This is a genomic window from Salinifilum ghardaiensis, from assembly GCF_054491345.1.
On the sequence record NZ_CM137101.1, the window covers coordinates 611,968 to 630,832 of the forward strand.

Consider the following 18,865-nt stretch of genomic DNA (forward strand, 5'->3'; position numbering starts at 1 on the left):
CCTCGCGCAGCGCACCGGCGCGCCGGAGCGCGGCAACGTCTCCGCGGTGCGCGAACACCTGCTCCGCACCTCCTGGTGCGGCGGGGCTCGCGTTTTCGCCGGCCCCCGCGGTGCGGCAGGCTGGGTGCATGAGCACAACCACGAGCATGCGCGCGATCAGGCAGGAAGTCCTCGGCGGACCGGAGGTGCTGCAGGAGGTCGAACTCCCCCGGCCCGAACCGGGGCCGAGCGAGGTGCTCGTCCGGGTGCGCGCCGCGGGCGTCAACCCGACGGACTGGAAGCACCGGTCCAGCGGCCTGTTCCTCGGCGAGCCGCCGTTCGTCCTCGGCTGGGACGTCTCCGGCGTCGTCGAGGAGGTCGGCCTCGGCGTCACCCTGTTCGAACCGGGCGACGAGGTGCTCGGGATGCTGCCGTACCCGCACGGGGTCGGCTCGCACGCCGAGTACGTCACCGCGCCCGCCCGCTCCTTCGCCCGCAAACCGTCCAATGTCGACCACGTCGCGGCGGGCGCGGTGCCGCTGGCCGCGCTGACGGCGTGGCAGGCGCTCGTCGACACCGCCGAGGTGCAGCCGGGCCAGCGGGTGCTCGTGCACGCGGCGGCGGGCGGTGTGGGCCACCTCGCCGTGCAGATCGCCAAAGCGCGCGGGGCGCACGTGATCGGGACGGCCAGCGCCGCCAAGCACGACGTGCTGCGCGAGCTCGGCGCCGACGAGCTCGTCGACTACCGCGAGCAGGACTTCGCCGAGGTCCTCAGCGGTGTCGACGTCGTGCTGGACACGATCGGCAGCCGCGACTACCGCACCCGTTCCCTGCGGACGCTGCGGCGGGGCGGGATGCTCGTGTCGATCCTGCCGGTGGACGGCGCGGCGCTGCGCAGCGAAGCCGCCGAACGGGGCGTGCGCGCGAAGGTCCTGCTGGTCGAGGCCGACCACGCGGGGATGAGCGCGGTGGCCGAACTCCTCGCCGCGCAGCGGATGCGTCCGAGCATCGCGGAGACGTTCCCGCTCGGTGAGGCGGCCGCCGCGCACGAGCGCGGTGAAACCGGCCGCACCACGGGCAAACTCGTGCTCGTGGTGGAGTGATCCCGCGGGCGCGGGCGGGCGTCCGCGCCCGCCCGCGCTCCTGTTGCGCCATCGCCCCACCACGCTGTGCTGTGTGGGGTTGAATACCCCGGTCCTCGGCTGACATCCGTGCGCTGCCCTGCTATGTTGCAGGTATCCCGAACTGGCGATGGAGCGATCCACCGCGTCTCCGCGAAGTGCGACCGCCGTCGCGACGCCGCTCGCGTCTCGGCGCAACGCGTGGCAGTCCCGCGTGTTTTCCGTGCATTCCGTACACCACGCCCGCCGCAACGGCGGTTCGCTTTCGACCCGAAGCTCGGTGCGCCGAGTGGGATGGAGGACCGTGAACGACATCTTCGCCACCCTGGAATCCGAAGTGCGCAGTTACAGCAGGAACTGGCCGACCGTCTTCGACCGGGCCAGGGGGAGTTGGCTCTTCGACGAGCGCGGGGAAGCCTACCTGGACTTCTTCGCCGGCGCGGGGGCGCTCAACTACGGCCACAACAACCCGGTGCTCAAGCGCGCGCTCATCGACTACCTGGACGACGACCGGGTGACGCACGGCATGGACCAGGCCACCGCGGCCAAGCGCGAGTTCCTGCACGACCTGCAGAACATCGTCCTGCAGCCGCGCGGCCTGTCGTACAAGGTGCAGTTCCCCGGTCCGACCGGGACCAACGCGGTCGAGGCCGCGCTGAAGCTCGCCCGCAAGGTCACCGGGCGCCACCAGGTCGTCGGGTTCACCAACGCGTTCCACGGCATGACGCTGGGCGCGCTGGCCGTGACCGGCAGCGCCGGGAAGCGCCGCGGGGCCGGAGTTCCGCTGGCGCACGCCACGCCGATCCCCTACGACGACCACGCCGGCGAGGAGCCGGACTTCCGGCACTTCGAGCGGATGCTGCAGGACTCCGGCAGCGGCCTCGACGCACCGGCCGCCGTGATCGTGGAAACCCTGCAGGGCGAGGGCGGGATCAACGACGCGCGCGGCGAGTGGCTGCGCCACCTGCAGGGGATCTGCCGCGAGCACGGGATCCTGCTGATCGTCGACGACGTGCAGATGGGCTGCGGCCGCACGGGCCCGTTCTTCAGCTTCGAAGAGGCCGGCATCGAACCGGACGTCGTCTGCCTGTCCAAGTCGATCGGCGGCTACGGGATGCCGCTGGCGCTCACCCTGTTCAAGCCGGAGCTGGACGTGTGGAAACCGGGTGAGCACAACGGGACGTTCCGCGGCAACAACCCCGCGTTCGTCACCGGATCCGCCGCGCTGCGGCACTACTGGAACGACGACGAGCTGCGCCGCAGCACCGAGCGGCACGGCGAGCGCGTCGGCGCGGTGCTGGAGAAGATCGCCGCCGAGCACCCCGGCAGCACCGCCAAGGGCCGCGGGCTGGCGCGGGGGCTGAGCTTCGAGGACCCCGCGTCCGCTGCGAAGGTCGCGCGTGCTGCCTTCGACCGCAAGCTGCTCGTGGAGACCTCCGGCCCGGAGGACGAGGTGGTCAAGGTGATGCCCCCGCTGACCGTCACCGAGGAGGAGCTCGAGCAGGGCCTGGGCGTCGTCCGCGACGCCGTCACCGACGTGCTCGGCTGAACTCCGCCGCGCGACGGGCGGGCCCGCTTCGAGGGCCCGCCCGTCGCGCGTTTCCGGATCCTGCGGCGGCGTTCGTCCGTGCTGCGCACGCACGCCGGCCGCGGCACCTCTCGCGCCCCTCGCCGCCGGGCGCTCGACATCGAGCGGCCACCGCCGCCGAAAACGCCCACCGCGCACGACGACCGGGCCGCGCCGAGCGGGGATCGCCCGCCCGGCACGGCCCCGGAAGCTACTGCCGGTCAGCACCCGACCGCTGAAGACCACATCCCGGCCGCGGGGCCGGTGCCCGGCAGGGCGCCGGCCCCGCGGCGGTCAGCTCACCTCGCCGGCCAGCGGGTTCGGCACCGTGCCGTGCACGGCCGCGTGCGGGCGCTCCGGGCGGTCCCGGTAGGCGTCGAGCAGCAGCCGGTTGCGGTTCAGGCACAACCGGTCGATGCGCGGGGTGAACAGGTTGAACGTCGCGAAGCGCTCGGACAGTTCCGGGAAGTTGCGCTGGTAGGCGAGGACCTCCTCGCGCAGCAGCGACCAGAACGTGCTCTCGGCGACGCCCAGGTGCTCCTCCACCAGCGGCGCGAGGTAGCGGAAGTGGCCGACGAACAGGCCGCTCTGGATGAACTGCCGCAGCATCTCCGGCGGTTCCCGCAGCAGCGCGCCGTCCACGTCCTCCGGCAGCTCGGAGAGCTCCGGCAGCGGCGTTTCGCTGATGTTGACGTCGTCGACGAAGTCCTTCACCGCCAGGCGGGTGGGCACGTCGTTCTCGTCGCAGACGAAGATGGTGTTCTCCCCGTGCGGCGAGAACACCACGCCGTAGCGGTAGAGGAAGTGCAGCAGCGGCGGCATCAGCGCGTGGAACAGGCGCCGCAGCCACTCCTGCGCGTCCAGGCCGGATCGCCGCACCAGTTCGCTGACGAACGCGGTGCCCTGCGGGTCCACGTGCAGCAGCGAGGCCAGCGTCCGCGCCTTCTCCCCGCTGTCGAGCTTGCCGGCCAGCGGTTCCCGCCAGATCGCCCCGAGCAGTTCCTTGTACTGGTACGGCACGTTCGCGATCTGCTCCAGACCGCGGTGCCGCACCGTCACCGAGGCCACCTCGCCGAGCAGCACGGCACCGGTGTCCCGCAGGTACTCGTCCGAGGAGGCGAGGTCGTGGATCCAGGAGGTCACCGCCGGGGCCGCGACGGTGCGCTCGGTCGGCAACCCCCGCCACACCAGGGTGTTCAGGATGGACAGCGGCAGTTTGACGAAGTGCCGCTGCTCGTTGTCGATGTTGGCGAACGTGCGGATCGACTGCTGCGCCACGTACCGGTCCGGGCCGGTGCCCAGCGGCACGATGAGGCGCTGCGCGATCTCCGCGGCGAAGTCGGGGATGACCACGTGGTCCCACTGCCACGGGTGCACCGGCATGAACACGTACTCCGCCGCGTCCAGGCCCCGCTCGCCGAGCACCGCGGTGAACCGCTGCTCGTCCGCGGCGTCCAGCTCGGTCTTCAGCAGCACGTCCTGGTCGAGCCCGGCCACCGCGCGGTAGTCGGCCAGCGAGCGGTGCACCGCCATCCAGGGGAGCTGGTGCGTGCGGCGCGCCTCCGGCCCGTAGTGCTCGGCGTCCGAGTCGGAGAAACCGACCCGGCCCTTGTTCGGGATGAGCCACGGGTGCCCGGTCTGGTGGCCCTCGAGGCTCACGTAGTCCAGCCCGGCGAGCTCCGCGGCGGACAGGCCGGAGTCCAGCAGGCGCGCGTCCGCGACGAGCGTCGCGGTGAGCTCGCGGTGGAAGTGCCCCGCGGTGTCGCCGCTGACGCCCAGCGCCTCGTAGGCGTCGAGGAAGAAGCGCAGCGGGTCCTCGGCCGCGTGCTCGCCGTCCGGGCCGGTGCGCACGATCGTCGCCGGGTCCACCCGCCAGTCCTGGAACGCGCCGCGCCGCGCGGTGAACGCGTAGGACACCGCCTCCGGCAGGTCCACCCGGTAGCGGTCCCCGTCGAGGTGGACGGGTTCCAGCAGCTGCTCGTACGAGAGCTCACCGAGCGACTTGGCCAGCAGGGCGCGCCCCGCGCGCCGCCAGTTCTCCTCGGTCAGCTCGGCGGGAAGTGACAGCGTCATGTGCTACCTCGCAAGTCTCAGAGTTCGACGCCGAACGTGGTGTAGGCGGTGCGTTCGGGAAGGGTGAATCGCCTGCCGGCGACGGAGTTGAGGATGGTCGCGGCGCGGTGCGCCCCGAGGCCCAGGTCCGGTGCGCCCACCCCGTGCGTGTGCATCTCGGCGTTCTGCACGTACAGCCCGCCGGAGACCGCGTCGTCGGTGACGACGCGGTAGTCGTCGGTGACCTGGTAGCGCCCCCGCTCGTCCCAGCTGATCGCCGCGGTGAGCGGGTCCAGGCACGCGGGCCGCTCGGCGGTGAACCCCGTGGCCAGCACCACCCGGTCGGTGCTGACGTCGAAGGTGCGGTCCTGCTGGAGGTGGTGGCACCGCAGCGAGATGCGCTCGCCGCCCTCCGCGCCGGTCACCGCGATGTTCGGCGTGATCGTGACGTCCGGTGCCTGCCCGCCGATGCCGCGCTGGTACAGCAGGTCGTGGATCTCGGCCAGCGTTCCCGCGCTGCTGGCCTTGTACAGCTGCCACTGCTGCGGGACCAGGGAGTCCCGGGTGGACTGGTCCAGCGTGCGGAAGTACTGCGTGTAGTCCGGCGTGAAGTGCTCCAGGCCCAGCTTGGAGTACTCCATCGGCGCCAGCGCGGGCGAGCGGGTCAGCCAGCGCAGCCGCCAGCCGGTGCTGCGCTGCTCGCGCAGCAGGTCCAGCAGCACCTCGGAACCGGACTGGCCCGAGCCGAGCACGGTGATGTCCTCGGCCTCGCGCAGCGACTCGTACCGGTCCAGGTACTCCGCCGCGTGGAAGACCTGCTTGCCGAGCAGGCCGGTGAACGCGGCCGGCACCGAGGGCGTCGTGCCCACGCCGAGGACGACGTTGCGCGCGGTGACCACCGCCGTCTCGGCGGTGCGCTGGTCGGTGCGCTCGACGGTGAACAGCCCGCTGTCGGCGTCCCAGTCGACCGCCGTGACGCGCTGGCCGAACGTGCAGGACGGCAGGGAATCGGCGACCCAGCGGCAGTAGTGGCTGTACTCCTGCCGCGGGATGTGGAAGTTCTCCGCGAAGTAGAACGGGAACAGCCGGTCGTGCTCCTTGAGGTAGGACAGGAAGGACCACCGGCTCGTCGGGTCCACCATCGTGACCAGATCGGCCAGGAACGGCACCTGCAGGGTCGTGCCCTCGATGAGCAGACCGGGGTGCCAGGAGAACTCCGGGCTCTCGTCGAACAGCGCGACCGAGACGTCGGGCAGCGAGTCGGCCAGAGCGGCGAGGGACAGGTTGAACGGTCCGATGCCGACGCCGACCAGGTCGTAGGCAGGGCTCATGAGCTCGCTTCCACGAACGGGTTCGGGATGTCGCGGTACACGGACTGGCTCGCGATCGGTCCGACGAGTTCGTCCAGTCCGTCGATGCGGGTGAGCAGGTTGGCCTTGCAGCGCAGCGTCGGCTCCTCGGCCAGCGCGCGCGCCAGCGCCAGGTCGTCGAAGCCGCGCAGGCGCTCGCGCAGCACCGCGAGCAGGCGCCGCTCGTCGGCCAGGCCCTGGTTGCCGAGCGCACCGACCAGGCCGAGCAGGTTGTTGATGCCGATGTAGTAGCCGAGTCGCTCGTTGATGAGCTCGTCGGGGCACAGGTTCTCGCCGTCGCCGATGTCCGGCAGGAACCGGTGCAGGTCGTGGCGCGGTTCGGAGATGTAGTAGCCCTGGTTGTCCCGGTACCACCCGCCGCGCGGCCAGCCCTGCTCGTCGAGCTCCACCAGGGTGTTCTGCTGGTGCGCCTCCAGCCCGAGCCCGTGCGCGCGGTAGAGCCACAGCACCGGCGCGACGACGGCGTCGAAGTAGTGCGCGCACCAGCGCTCGGCGATCTCTGCGGTGCCGGCGCCCTCCGCGGCGGCGAGCCGCTCGAGCACGGCGGCGATCCGGGACGGCCCGCGGTCGGGCCGTTCGGCCACCAGACCGGCCACGCAGCAGGCGCGTTCGCCCCCGCGGAACGGGTTGTCCCGCACGATCGTCTCCAGCCCGCTCTCGGCCGCCGCGGGCACGTCCACCGCGATCCACGCCGGATCGCGCACGATGCCGAAGCCGGGGTGCTGCGCCGCCAGCTCCTCGGCGAGGCCCCCGCCGAGCAGCCGGTCGATCTCGGCCCCGCGGCGGAGCTCCTTGCGCAGGTTCTCCCGCACCGAGTTGGTGATCGGCATGCTCAGCGAGCACTTGAGCATCACCGGTGCGTCCGGGTGGTAGAGGGTGCGCACCGAGGCGGTCGGGTACCACTCCGGGCCGTGCTCGCCCAGCGGTTCGAGCAGCCCCCGCTCGCGCAGGTCCCGGATCTCCGGCTTGGCCAGCACCTCCCGCGCCTGCCACGGGTGCGCGGGCACGGGCACGGTCCCGGGGGGCACCTCCGGTGCGAAACCGGCCAGCGCGTCGACCGGAGCGCCCTCGCGGGAGACCACCGACGGGTCGGCGGCGAACCAGAACAGCGGGAACCCGCCCCGCAGCTCGGGGGAGAACCGGCGCCCCTCGGAGGGGCTGATGCCCTGGCGGCTCTTCGGTGCGGGGTGCAGCGGGTGCCCCAGCACCAGGGCCTGCTCGCCGGCCAGGAACGGCGGCGCGTCCACCGGGTCCTCGTGCTGCGCCCGGTGCCACAGGTACTGGGCCACGCGCGCCTGCGAATCGGCCACGCGGCCGACGAGGTCGTCGGTCACGTGCTGCTGGTGCTGCCGTCCCGCCGTGGCCTCGAGGCCGATCAGCGCGGCCAGGGTGACCGCGCTGACCGCCGCGCCGGACGGCAGGCGCGGCGTGCCGAACCGGTGGTGCCCGGTCGCCGAGCGGTACAGCACGGGCGCGGTGACCCGCACCCCGCTGGTGGGGAAGTCGAACGCGGCGGCGTCCCCGTGCAACCGCAGCGCGTTCTCGCGCACCCAGCAGCGCAGCAGCCCCTCGGTGGTCGCGTCCCCGGCGACCCGTTCGGCGTCGTCCTGCGCGCGGATCGCCGGGGCGTCCGCATGCACACTGCTCGTCATACAGCTACTGCTTCCTTGTCTCCCGCCTCGACCACCGCGGTGAGCACCGAGTCGACGTCGGCTTCGGTGGCGTGCGGGTTCAGCAACGTCAGTTTGAGGTGGATCCGTCCGTCCAGTTCGGTCCGACCGACCACGGCGCGGCCCTCGTCGAGGAGCCGCTGCCGCAGGCGCGCGTTGCAGCGGTCGGCCTCGCCGTGCTCCGGGACGTAGCGGAACACGACGGTGCTCAGCTCGGGTCGGCGCAGCAGCCGCAGCTGCGGGTGCTCGGCGATCCGGTCGGCGGCGTGGCCGGCGAGGTCGTGGCACCGGTCCACCAGCTCACCGAGGCCGCGCCTGCCCAGCGCCCGGAAGGTGACGTCCACTTTGAACGCGTCGGCCCGGCGGGTGGTGCGCAGCGAGCGGTGCACGAGCCCGGGGAAACCGGCCTCCTCGTCGTCGTCGGTGTTCAGGTAGGACACCCGCCGGTCCAGCGGGTCGAACAGGGCGGCCCGCCGGGTGAGCAGCATGCCGGTGGCCACCGGTTGCCAGCCGAGCTTGTGCAGGTCGAGGCCCACCGATTCCACCCGCTCGATGCCCCGCAGGAGCGGGGCGAGGCGCTCGGAGAACAGCGCTCCGCCGCCGTAGGCGGCGTCGACGTGCACCCAGGCGCCGAATTCCCCCGCGAGTGCGGCGATCTCGGGGATCGGGTCGACCACGCCGAGGTCGGTGGTGCCGGCCGTGGCCACCACGGCCAGCGGCGTGCCACCGGCCTCCTGCGCGCGGACGAGCGCGTCGCGCAGCCCCTCCGGTGCCATGCGGTGCTGCTCGTCGACCGGGACGGGGACGACCGCGTCCTCGCCGATGCCGAGGATCCCCGCGGCGCGGGCGATCGAGAAGTGGGCCTGCTCGGAGCAGAACACGCGCGGGCGGTGCGCCGCGGCGCGGTCGCGGGCGAGCAGCAGCGCGGTGAGGTTGGACTCGGTGCCGCCGGAGGTGAGCGCGCCGGCCGCGGAGTCCGGGTCGAACCCGACGAGCCCCGCCGTGGTGCGCACGACGTCCCGCTCGACCACCGTGCCGGAGGGCCCCTGGTCCCAGGAGTCCAGCGAGGAGTTCGCGGTGCTCGCCACGAGGTCGGCGGCGAGCGCGACCGCCAGCGGCGGCGCGTGCAGGTGTCCCGCGCAGCGGGGGTCGGCCGGTTCGGCCGCGTTCGCGGTGAACGCCCGCACCCGCTCGTGCAGGGCCTGCTCGGCTCCGACCCCGGTTTCCGGGAGGGACGGTCCGGCGGTGCTGAGCCGCTCCGCCACGGCGGGGTCGCCGCCGGCGGGGAGCGGTCCACCGCGGTCGGAGGTCCCCTTGTGGAAGGCTTCGAGCGCGGCCTCCAGCAGCGGAGCGAGCGCCTCGGCGCCGTCGCTGCCGCCGCCGAGCCGTGCATTGGTCCGCACGCGCGGTCACCTCTCGCTGTGTGTGGGCTGGCTGTTCCGTCGTCGCTGTTCTGGCAGGCCGAGCACGGGGACGCCCCGTCGGGTCCTCGCCCGGAGGTCCGGGAGTCGTGTCGACGCGCGGTTCCCCGCCGGTGTCGCGCGGGCACGAGGACCGCACGGGCATTAGGTTTGCCTTGCCTTGCTGCAAGATAACGGTGTCGCCGGTACGCAGCAAGGGACCGCCCGGGCGCGTCGAGCGGGCGATGATCTTCCGAACGGCGAATCTTCCTGGCCGCGGCCGGTGGTGGCGCCGGGCGCCCGCACGCCGCGCCGCGCGGGGTGTGCACCGATTCACAGGGCGGTCCGGTGTTCGGCGACTGCTGCGCCGCTCCGGCCCGGCCCCTCGGATCGGCGCCCGGCAGGTCCGCCGGTCGCGGGAAATTCGCGTGCGAACGGGTGGTGGCGATTGCGCGGCCCGCCGTCCCCTTCGTACTTTTCGCCTGCTGATCGACTCGATGCCAGGTTCCAGGAGGACGGATGCCCCAGCACGCACGACACCGCCGCTTCGTCCGCGTCCTCGGCGCGGTCGCGTGCAGCACCGCGCTCGTCCTCGGCGCAGCGGCGCCGGCGTCCACCACGACCGAGGCCCCGCAGGAGTGGGAGGAGCGGCTGCAGCAGGAGGTGGATGCGGGCAGCGCCGCGCGCATGAGCGAGGACATGGCGAGCTACCCGGGGCTGGTCGGCACGGAGGGAGCCGAGCGCCGCGCGCGGTACTCCGTGGACAAGCTGCGCCGGTGGGGCCTGGACGCGCAGCTGGAGACCTACCGCGTGCACGCGTCCTCGCCGCAGGACATCTCGGTGACGATGACCGCGCCGGAACGGCGCGAACTCGACGTCCGCGAGCCCGCCTACCCGTGGCACGAGAACTACGCCGACGTCGTCCCCGGCTACAACGCGTACTCGCCCGCCGGCGACGTCACCTCCGACGTCGTCTACGTCAACTACGGCCTGCCGGAGGACTACGCCGAGCTCGAGCGGCTCGGCGTCGACGTCGAGGGCAAGATCGTGCTCGCCCGCTACGGCGAGAGCTTCCGCGGCGTCAAGTCCAAAGTGGCCGAGGAGCAAGGCGCCGCGGGCGTGATCCTGTACTCCGACCCCGCCGACGACGGCTTCCGCAAGGGCGCGGTCTACCCCGAGGGGCCCTGGCGCAACGCCGACGGCATCCAGCGCGGCAGCGTGCAGTACATCTTCCAGCACCCGGGTGACCCGCTCACCCCGGGCGCTCCGTCCAAGCCGGGCGTGCCGCGGCTCGACCCGTCCGAGGCGGAGAACACGACCAGCGTGCCGACCACGCCGATCTCCTACGGCCAGGCCGAGCACCTGCTCGCCGCGCTGGAAGGGCCGCGAGCGCCCGAAGACTGGCAGGGCGGACTGGACATGGACTACCGCGTGGGGCCGGGACCGACCACCGCCAACGTGGACCTGGACATCGACTATGAGCAGACCCCGGTGCGCGACGTGATCACCGAGATCCCCGGGGCGAAGCACCCCGAGCAGAAGGTCGTGCTCGGCGCGCACTTCGACTCGTGGACCTACGGGGCCAAGGACGACGTCTCCGGCTGGACCACGGTGATGGAGGCCGCCCGGGCGCTGGCGCAGCTGCGCGAGCAGGGCTGGCAGCCGGACCGGACGATCGTGCTGGCCGGTTGGGACGGCGAGGAGTACGGGTTGCTCGGCGCGACCGAGTGGGCCGAGCAGCACCGCGCCGACCTGGTGGACGACGCGGTGGCCTACCTGAACCTCGACGGCGCCGGCGGCGGGAAGGAGTTCTCCGCCAGTTCCGTGCCCGCGCTCGACGGCGTCCTCACCGACATCGCCAAGGACATCAAGGATCCCGAGCACGGCACGCTGTACGAGAACTGGAAGGACAGCAGCGACCAGCCCGCGCCGGTGCCGGAGCGGTTGGGCAGCGGTTCCGACTACACGCCGTTCCTGGACCACCTGGGCATCGCCGCCGCCGACATGGGCATGTCCACGCCGTCCGGCGAGTACCACAGCGCCTACGACGACCTGCACGCGATGCGGAACTTCCTCGACCCCGGCTACCGGTACCACGAGGCGTCCGCGGCGTACGCGGGCACGTTCGCGCTGCGGTTGGCCGACGCGGAGGTGTTGCCGATGGCCTACTCCGACTACGCGGAGGCGGTCGTCGGCCACCTGCGGGAGCTGGACGAGCAGCAGTCCGGCGACCCCGTGGTGGACCTGGCACCGGCCTACGCGGCGGCGCGCGAGTGGCGCGCGGCAACGCTGCGGCTGGAGGGCGCGGCACGCGGCGGTGCGGCCGACGCCGAACGGGTCAACGAAGCCCTGGTGCAGCAGGAGCGGGCGCTGACCCGGGAGAAGGGACTGCCCGGCCGCGAGTGGTACAAGCACATGGTCTACGCCCCCGGCACGTACACCGGCTACGAGGTGCAGCCGCTGCCGGCGATCGACGACGCGGTCTCCGAGGGCGATGCGGCCACGGCCGAGGAGTACCGCGACCTGCTGGTCGGGTCGATGCACCAGGCCGCCCGCGCGGCCCGCGACGCGGTGGCGTAGCAGCGGCGACCGGGATCGCCGTGCCGTGATGCTCGCTGCGCGGCGATCCCGCTTGAGCAAAGGCTTGTTTCGCTTGCAGCGGTGACTGCCGCGGGGACGTGCAGAGGTCGAGGATGATTTCCACCGGTATTCGGCTCGCCAGAGCCGAAAGGCCCGCATCGCAACCGGGCCCACTGCGGGAGGTTCCGCGACGTGACCACTCAACACCTCACCTCGCGTGCAGTTTTTGGCTCGTCCCGCGGGAAGCGGTGCCACAGCGCTTCCCGCGGGACGGCCGCGGTCCGCCCGGCGGGGACGGCCGATCCTGCCGGACGGACCGGGTGTGCTCCCGGCGGAGACGGGACGAGCCGGGAGCACGCCGGGGGCAGCGGTCACCGGGCGAGTTGCCCTGCACGGGAGTGGGAGCCGGTGACCGCTGCGCATCGGGGGTCAGTCCCAGTCGAGGGCCGCGCCGCTCTGGTACTCGGTGACCCGGGTCTCGAAGAAGTTCTTCTCCTTGCGCAGGTCCATCGTCTCCGACATCCACGGGAACGGGTTCTCCCGCGCCCCGAAGAGCGGATCCAGGCCGATCTGCTGCGCGCGGCGGTCGGTGATGAAGTGCATGTACTGCTCGCACAGCTCGGCGGTCAGCCCGAGCATCCCGCGCGGCATCGTGTCCCGCGCGTAGGCGACCTCCAGGTCGCAGGCCTCGGCGAGCATGGTGCGCACCTCGCGCTGGAACTGCGCCGTCCACAGGTGCGGGTTCTCCAGCTTGATCTGGTTGATGCAGTCGATGCCGAAGTTCATGTGCAGCGACTCGTCGCGCAGGATGTACTGGTACTGCTCGGCGATGCCGACCATCTTGTTGCGCCGGCCCAGCGCGAGGACCTGCGCGAAACCCGTGTAGAACCACATGCCTTCGAAGATCACGTAGAAGGCGATGAGGTCGCGCAGGAAGTTCTGGTCCGCCTCCGGGGTGCCGGTGGTGAACCCGGGATCTTCCAGGTTCTGCGTGTACTGCAGCGCCCACGCGTCCTTGTCGGCGATGGAGGGGACCTCGCGGTAGGCGTTGAACAGCTCGCCCTCGTCGAGCCCGAGGCTCTCGCAGATGTACTGGAACGTCTGCGTGTGCACCGCCTCCTCGAAGGCCTGCCGCAGCAGGTACTGGCGGCACTCCGGGTTGGTCAGGTGCCGGTACACGGCCAGGACGACGTTGTTGGCCACCAGGGACTCGGCGGTGGCGAAGAACCCGAGGTTGCGCACGAGCATGAGCCGTTCGTCCTCGGTGAGCCCGTCGGAGGACTTCCACAGCGCGATGTCGGCCTGCATGCCGACCTCGGTGGGCATCCAGTGGTTGTGGCAGCCGGCGAGGTACTTCTCCCAGGCCCAGTGGTACTTCAGCGGCAGCAGCTGGTTCACGTCGGCGCGGGCGTTGATCATGGACTTGTCGTCGACGGTGACGCGTCCGGCGTCCCGGTCGATCGCGCCGAGACCGGTGGGATCGGTGTCGTTGGCGGCGGTGGTCATCTCGAGTGCTCCAAGGGGCGTGGACGGCGAGGCAGGCGTCTGTTCCGCTGTCCGGGGCGGGAGGTCGGGGCAGCTGGTCGGGGCAGCTGGGAGTGCAGGGGATTCAGCTGCGGGATCCCGTGCGCAAAACGACCCGGCGAAGTCCAGCTACTGGCAGGCTTCGCAGTCGGGCTCGTCGGCGGCGCACGCGGCGGAGCCGGTCGGCTCGGCGCCGCGCTCCGCGGCCGGGGTCGCCGGGACCGCGTTGAGCTTGCCGTCGGTGCCGCGCAGCGTGCTCTTCTCCACCTGGGTGGCCGAACGGGAGCGCAGGTAGTAGGTCGTCTTCAGGCCCTTGCGCCAGGCCGCGCGGTACAGCGCGTCGAGCTTCTTGCCGCTCGGGGAGGCGATGTAGAGGTTCAGCGACTGCGCCTGGTCGAGCCACTTCTGGCGGCGCGCCGCGGCCTCCACGATCCAGGAGCTGTCCACTTCGAACGCGTTCGCGTACAGCGCCTTGAGGTCTGCGGGGACGCGGTCGATGGCCGAGACGGTGCCGTCGTGGTACTTCAGGTCCGCGACCATCGCCGCGTCCCACAGGCCGCGCCGCTTCAGGTCCCGCACCAGGTACGGGTTGATGGCGGTGAAGTCGCCGGACATGTTGGACTTGACGAACAGGTTCGAGAACAGCGGCTCGACGGACTGGCCCACACCGCAGATGTTCGAGATCGTCGCCGTCGGGGCGATGGCCAGCACGTTGGAGTTGCGCATGCCCGTGTTCCGCACCCGCCGGCGCAGCCCGTCCCAGTCCATGCGCGCGGAGTGGTCCAGCTCGGCGTGCTCGGGGTCGCGCGCCTGCTCGAGCAGGCGCAGCGAGTCGACCGGCAGGATGCCGCGGCTCCACAGCGACCCCTCGAAGGAGGAGTACCGGCCGCGTTCGGCCGCCAGCTGCACCGAGGCGGCGATCGCGTAGTAGCTCACCGCCTCGGTGCTCGTGTCGGCGAACTCGACGGCCTCCGCGGAGGCGAACGGGACGCCCTGCTCGAACAGGGCGTCCTGCAGCCCCATGACGCCCAGCCCGACGGGGCGGTGGCGGAAGTTGGAGTCGCGGGCCTCGTCGAGCGTGTAGAAGTTGAGGTCGATGACGTTGTCCAGCATGCGCACGGCGGTGGTGACCGTGCTCTCCAGCCGCGCGTGGTCGAGGCCGCCGGAGCCGACGTGCGCCCGCAGGTTCACCGACCCGAGGTTGCACACGGCCACCTCGTCCGGGCCGGTGTTCAACGTGATCTCGGTGCACAGGTTGGACGAGTGCACCACGCCCGCGTGCTGCTGCGGCGAGCGCAGGTTGCACGGGTCCTTGAACGTCAGCCACGGGTGGCCGGTCTCGAACAGGGCGGTGAGCATCCGCCGCCACAGCTCCACCGCCCGCACCCGGCGGAACACGGCGATCTCGCCGCGGTCGGCGGCCGCTTCGGCGGCCCGGTAGCGCTCGGCGAAGTCGGTGCCGCAGGCGTCGTGCAGGCCGGGCACCTCGTCGGGCGAGAACAGCGTCCACTCGGCGTCGGCCTCGACGCGCCGCATGAACTCGTCCGGGATCCAGTTCGCCGTGTTCATGTCGTGCGTGCGGCGCCGGTCGTCGCCGGTGTTCTTGCGCAGGTCGAGGAATTCCTCGATGTCGATGTGCCAGGTCTCCAGGTAGGCGCACGCCGCGCCCTTGCGCTTGCCGCCCTGGTTGACGGCGACCGTCGTGTCGTTGGCGATCTTCAGGAACGGCACGACGCCCTGCGAGGTCCCGTTGGTGCCGCGGATGCGCGCACCGAGCCCGCGCACGGGCGTCCAGTCGTTGCCGAGCCCGCCGGAGTACTTCGCGAGCATCGCGTTGCTGCGGTACGAGCGGAAGATCGACGAGAGGTCGTCGTCCACAGTGGTGAGGAAGCACGAGGACAGCTGCGGACGCAGGGTTCCCGCGTTGAACAGGGTCGGCGTCGAGGCCATGAACGTGAACGTCGACAGCAGCTCGTAGAACTCGATCGCACGCCGCTCCCGGTCGTCCTCGTGCAGCGCCAGGCCCATGGCCACGCGCATGAAGAACGCCTGCGGCAGCTCGAACCGCACCCCGTCGTCGTGCAGCAGGTAGCGGTCGTGGAGCGTCTGCAGGCCGAGGTGGGTGAACTGCAGGTCGCGCTCGCCGACGAGCGCGGCGGCCAGCCGATGCAGGTCGAACCGCTCCAGCTCCGGGTCGAGCAGTCCGAGGTGGACGCCCAATCGCACGTAGGCGGGGAAGTGCTCGGCGCAGTCGGTTCCCGGTTCGCCGGTGTCCGATTCGGACGCGGTCGTGCCGAGGTGCTGCAGCGCTTCGCCGCGCAGCGCGTGCAGCAGCAGCCGGGCGCAGACGTGCGAGTAGTTCGGTTCGGACTCGACGAGGGTGCGCGCGGCCATGATCTGCGCCTGCGCGAGCTCCTCGGCGCGCACGCCGTCGTAGAGGTTGCGGCGGATCTCGGCCAGCACCGGTTCGGCGTGCACGTCGGCGAGCCCGCTGGTCGCGTGCTGCACGAGGCGCACCACGCGGTCCCAGTCGAGCGGGCGCAGGCGGCCGTCGGGTTCGCGCACGCTCAGCTCCGGCGTGCGCGCGGGTGCTGCAGGGGGCGCTTGGGTCACGACGCTCTCCTCTCGCGAGTCCGTCCGTATCCGGGACCTCGCGAGCGGGAGTGGTGGACGCCGGCGCGCTGCGCCGCTGCGGTGCGTTCCGCGTGGCGGGTTCTCCACCCGGCGGGGTGGTCCGCGTGTCCGGGGCCCGCCCTCGAGGCCCGGCGTGCGTGCGCGTTCTCCCGCGCACACCGGTGGCAGGTCTTCGGACTCGCGGGCTTCCGGCGCTCGGCCGGCCCTACTGGCCGTCGCTTCCCGGACGTGCGTCCAGTGCTGCACCACCGCGGGGGTGGTGACGGCGGTCGTTCCCGCTCACCGCTGCGGGGCAGTCCCGGATTCCCACCGGGTTCCCTCTCGCCTCACCGGACCGTTCCCGGCCCCGTGAACCACCAGCACCGAGCACACTACATGTTGCGATGCGCGATCGCGAACGGGGCCAGATCCCGTGTCGCGGCGGCTGCTCGATGTCGAGCACCCGGAGCGGGGGCTTCCCCGGAGGCCCTGCTACGCACCCACCCGCGTTTCCGGGGCCACTTCCTCGTGTTTCACCGCACCCACCGGTAGCGGTGCTCGGGCCGCCCCGCCGACCCGTACCGCATCCGCAGCGCGGCCTGCCCGTCGGCGCACAGGTGCTCGAGGTAGCGCCGCGCGGTCACCCGCGCGATGCCGGCGCGCTCGGCGACCTCCACGGCCGACAGGTCGGACTCGGCCGCGCGCAGCGTCTCCGCCACGAGCTGCGCCGTCTCCGCCGTCAGCCCCTTCGGCAGGCTCGTCCGCGAGGTCGGGCGGCGCACGCCGAACACGCGGTCCACGTCCCGCTGGGTGGCCTGCTCCACGCCGGTGAGCTTGTCGCGCACCGCTGCGAAGCGGTCCAGCTGCTCCCGCAGCGCGTCCAGGTTGAAGGGTTTGAGCAGGTAGTACATCGCACCGCCGTGCAGCGCGGCGCGCACGTTGTCGATGTCGCGCAGCGCGGTGATCACCAGCACGTCCACGGGCGTGCCCGGGCCCGGTTCGTCCGGCGCCCGCAGCCGCTGCAGCACGTCGATGCCCGACATGTCCGGCAGGTAGAGGTCGAGCAGGACGAGGTCGGGCTGGTGCTCGGCAACGGCGCGCAGCGCCTCGGCGCCGCTGTGGGCGACGCCGACCACCGCGAACCCCGGCACCGAGGCGACGAAATCCCGGTGGTTGCGCGCCACGCGCGCGTCGTCGTCGACGACGAGCACCGACAGCACCGGCTCCCACCTCCTGCGCGGCGTCCGCGCGGGCCCTCCGCTGGGAGTCCCCGCCTCCGACGGGTCCTGCCCCCGAGGGGCGCGGCTTCCGACGGCACGGCGGCCGCCACCGGCACCGCGCGGACGTGCGCAGCGGCCGGCGACGTTACCGGCGTGCTAGCGCGCATCCTCTCGCACCGGGAGGTAGGCGCTGAACACGGTCTCCTCGGTGGCGTCCACGTCCACCGACCCGTGCCACCGCTGCGCGGCCTGCCGCACCAGCGCGAGCCCGAGCCCGCGGTGGCCGGTGCCGCCGCTCCCCTTGGTGCTCACCCCGGCGGCGAACACCTCCTCGGCGACCGCGGGAGCCGGGCCCGGGCCCGAGTCGGTGACGCGGATCTCCAGCAGCGGTTCGCCGTCCCGGTGCAGCCGCACGAGCAGCTCCACCCAGCCGGAGCCGCCCACGGCTTCGAGGGCGTTGTCCACCAGGTTGCCCACGATCAGCAGCACGTCGTCGCGCAGCTGCGGCGGCAGTTCCCGCGGCACGTCGCTGAGCGCGGCGAGCTCGAACTCCACGCCCCGCTCGGAGGCCTGCGCCGACTTCGCCAGCACGAGCGCCGCCAGCGCGGTGTCGTGGACGCGCTCGGACACGGACGTGCTCGCCCGCGTCGTCGTGGCGGACAGCTCGGACAGGTACTCGCGGGCCTCGCCGACGGCCCCGAGGTCGAGCATGCCGGTGACGGTGTGGATGCGGTTGGCGAACTCGTGGGTCTGCGCGCGCAGGCCGTTGGCCATGGTGCGCACGCCGTCCAGCTCACCGCCGAGCCGCACGATCTCGGTGTGGTCGCGCAGCGTCACCAGCCGTCCCGTGCCCTGCTCCCCGATGCGCACCGGCCTCGGGTTGCACACGAGCAGCCGCCCGCCGACGGCGAGGAACACGTCCTCCCGGGTGTCGGCACCGCTCAGCACGTCGCACAGCTGCTCGTCCAGTCCCAGCTCGCGCGGGGTGCGGCCGACGCAGTCCCGCGGCAGCCCGAGCACCTCGCGGGCCGAGTCGTTGGCCAGCAGCACGGTGCCGTCCGCGCCGACGGCGAGCACGCCCTCGGTGATGGCGTAGAGCAGGGCTTCGCGGCTCTCCAGCAGCTCGGTGATCTCGGCGGGTTCCAGGCCGTGCGTCTTCGCGCGGATCCTGCGGGAGATCCACAGCGCGCCACCCGCGCCGAGGGCGAGGGCGAGCAGCAGGGTCGTGCCGATGACGGGCAGCGCGTTCCGCGCGGCCAGCGTCACCCGCGAGGACAGCACGCCGACGGAGACGTAGCCGACGACCTCCTCGGCCTCGTCGCGCACCGGGACCCGGGCGCGCAGGGTGAGCCCGGCCGGGCCCCACTCCACGCCCGTCCACGTGTTGCCGGCCAGCACCGGTGCCGGGTCGGTGTGCGGGTGGCCGCCGATGGCGCGCGGGTCGGGGTGCGAGTGCCGGATGCCGTCAGAGTCGACGATGACGACGTAGCGCACGTCGGCGGCGCGGCGGATCCGCGCGGCCAGCGGGGCGATCTCGCCGCGGTGCTCCGGATCGGCGAGGTAACCGCGCACCTGGGGCAGCGCCGCCACCGACTGCGCCAGGGTCATCGCGCGCCGGGTGTACTCGGCGCGCACGTCGCGGTACTCGTGGAGCGTCCACAGCGAGCCGGCGGCGACGAGCGTGACGACCAGGAGCGCCGCGTTCACGAGGAACAGGTACCGGGTCAGCGGGAGCGGTGCGCGGCGGCGAACGCGCTTCGTCATGAGGT

The 18,865-nt window shown here is 72.4% G+C and carries 11 protein-coding genes and 1 riboswitch; of the genes, 3 read left to right on the plus strand and 8 right to left on the minus strand.

What is annotated here, in order from left to right:
* Positions 1-146 precede the first annotated feature (146 nt).
* Both ACVGV0_RS02760 and ectB read left to right on the plus strand, forming a co-directional pair.
* Positions 147-1,082 carry an NADP-dependent oxidoreductase gene (locus tag ACVGV0_RS02760; RefSeq protein ID WP_459159900.1) on the plus strand — a complete coding sequence of 312 codons (936 nt, stop codon included), beginning with the start codon at positions 147-149 and terminating at the stop codon, positions 1,080-1,082.
* Between the two features lie 322 nt (positions 1,083-1,404).
* Complete coding sequence (gene ectB / locus ACVGV0_RS02765) at positions 1,405-2,649, plus strand: diaminobutyrate--2-oxoglutarate transaminase (protein WP_459158279.1); 1,245 nt, start codon at positions 1,405-1,407, stop codon at positions 2,647-2,649.
* A 312-nt stretch (positions 2,650-2,961) separates the two neighbouring features.
* Here ectB and ACVGV0_RS02770 read toward each other — a convergent pair whose 3' ends face one another.
* The 4 genes from ACVGV0_RS02770 to ACVGV0_RS02785 are packed head-to-tail and all read right to left on the minus strand — an operon-like array spanning position 2,962 to position 9,162.
* Positions 2,962-4,740 (minus strand): IucA/IucC family protein, encoded by a 1,779-nt coding sequence (locus tag ACVGV0_RS02770; protein WP_459158280.1) that lies wholly within the window; start codon positions 4,738-4,740, stop codon positions 2,962-2,964.
* A gap of 17 nt (positions 4,741-4,757) precedes the next feature.
* The gene (locus ACVGV0_RS02775; RefSeq protein WP_459158281.1) at positions 4,758-6,050 is read right to left on the minus strand and encodes a lysine N(6)-hydroxylase/L-ornithine N(5)-oxygenase family protein; all 1,293 of its coding nucleotides are present in this window, start codon (positions 6,048-6,050) and stop codon (positions 4,758-4,760) included.
* The gene (locus tag ACVGV0_RS02780; RefSeq protein WP_459158282.1) at positions 6,047-7,741 is read right to left on the minus strand and encodes an IucA/IucC family protein; all 1,695 of its coding nucleotides are present in this window, start codon (positions 7,739-7,741) and stop codon (positions 6,047-6,049) included. Before ACVGV0_RS02780 ends, ACVGV0_RS02775 begins: the two co-directional genes overlap by 4 nt.
* Complete coding sequence (locus ACVGV0_RS02785) at positions 7,738-9,162, minus strand: pyridoxal phosphate-dependent decarboxylase family protein (protein WP_459158283.1); 1,425 nt, start codon at positions 9,160-9,162, stop codon at positions 7,738-7,740. The genes ACVGV0_RS02780 and ACVGV0_RS02785 overlap by 4 nt, the downstream gene beginning before the upstream one ends.
* Positions 9,163-9,678: 516 nt before the next feature.
* Between ACVGV0_RS02785 and ACVGV0_RS02790 the strand changes: the two genes are divergently transcribed.
* Entirely contained in the window at positions 9,679-11,739 is a 2,061-nt protein-coding gene (locus ACVGV0_RS02790) for a M28 family peptidase (protein ID WP_459158284.1), read from the plus strand.
* A 429-nt stretch (positions 11,740-12,168) separates the two neighbouring features.
* On the opposite strand, the gene ACVGV0_RS02795 is transcribed toward ACVGV0_RS02790, so the two are convergent.
* From ACVGV0_RS02795 to ACVGV0_RS02810, 4 genes are all read right to left on the minus strand, one after another.
* Positions 12,169-13,245 (minus strand): ribonucleotide-diphosphate reductase subunit beta, encoded by a 1,077-nt coding sequence (locus tag ACVGV0_RS02795; RefSeq protein ID WP_459158285.1) that lies wholly within the window; start codon positions 13,243-13,245, stop codon positions 12,169-12,171.
* A gap of 147 nt (positions 13,246-13,392) precedes the next feature.
* The gene (locus ACVGV0_RS02800) at positions 13,393-15,906 is read right to left on the minus strand and encodes a ribonucleoside-diphosphate reductase subunit alpha (protein ID WP_459159901.1); all 2,514 of its coding nucleotides are present in this window, start codon (positions 15,904-15,906) and stop codon (positions 13,393-13,395) included.
* Between the two features lie 137 nt (positions 15,907-16,043).
* Positions 16,044-16,273: riboswitch (cobalamin riboswitch) on the minus strand.
* A 136-nt stretch (positions 16,274-16,409) separates the two neighbouring features.
* Positions 16,410-17,096 carry a response regulator gene (locus ACVGV0_RS02805; RefSeq protein ID WP_459158286.1) on the minus strand — a complete coding sequence of 229 codons (687 nt, stop codon included), beginning with the start codon at positions 17,094-17,096 and terminating at the stop codon, positions 16,410-16,412.
* A 156-nt stretch (positions 17,097-17,252) separates the two neighbouring features.
* Entirely contained in the window at positions 17,253-18,860 is a 1,608-nt protein-coding gene (locus ACVGV0_RS02810) for an ATP-binding protein (RefSeq protein ID WP_459158287.1), read from the minus strand.
* Positions 18,861-18,865: the final 5 nt, after the last annotated feature.

Coding starts and splice junctions, on each gene's coding strand:
- ACVGV0_RS02760 (WP_459159900.1), top strand. CDS start 147: ATGCGCGCGATCAGGCAGGAAGTCCTCGGCGGACCGGAGGTGCTGCAG.
- ACVGV0_RS02770 (WP_459158280.1), bottom strand. CDS start 4,740: ATGACGCTGTCACTTCCCGCCGAGCTGACCGAGGAGAACTGGCGGCGC.
- ACVGV0_RS02775 (WP_459158281.1), bottom strand. CDS start 6,050: ATGAGCCCTGCCTACGACCTGGTCGGCGTCGGCATCGGACCGTTCAAC.
- ACVGV0_RS02780 (WP_459158282.1), bottom strand. CDS start 7,741: ATGACGAGCAGTGTGCATGCGGACGCCCCGGCGATCCGCGCGCAGGAC.
- ACVGV0_RS02790 (WP_459158284.1), top strand. CDS start 9,679: ATGCCCCAGCACGCACGACACCGCCGCTTCGTCCGCGTCCTCGGCGCG.
- ACVGV0_RS02795 (WP_459158285.1), bottom strand. CDS start 13,245: ATGACCACCGCCGCCAACGACACCGATCCCACCGGTCTCGGCGCGATC.
- ACVGV0_RS02810 (WP_459158287.1), bottom strand. CDS start 18,860: ATGACGAAGCGCGTTCGCCGCCGCGCACCGCTCCCGCTGACCCGGTAC.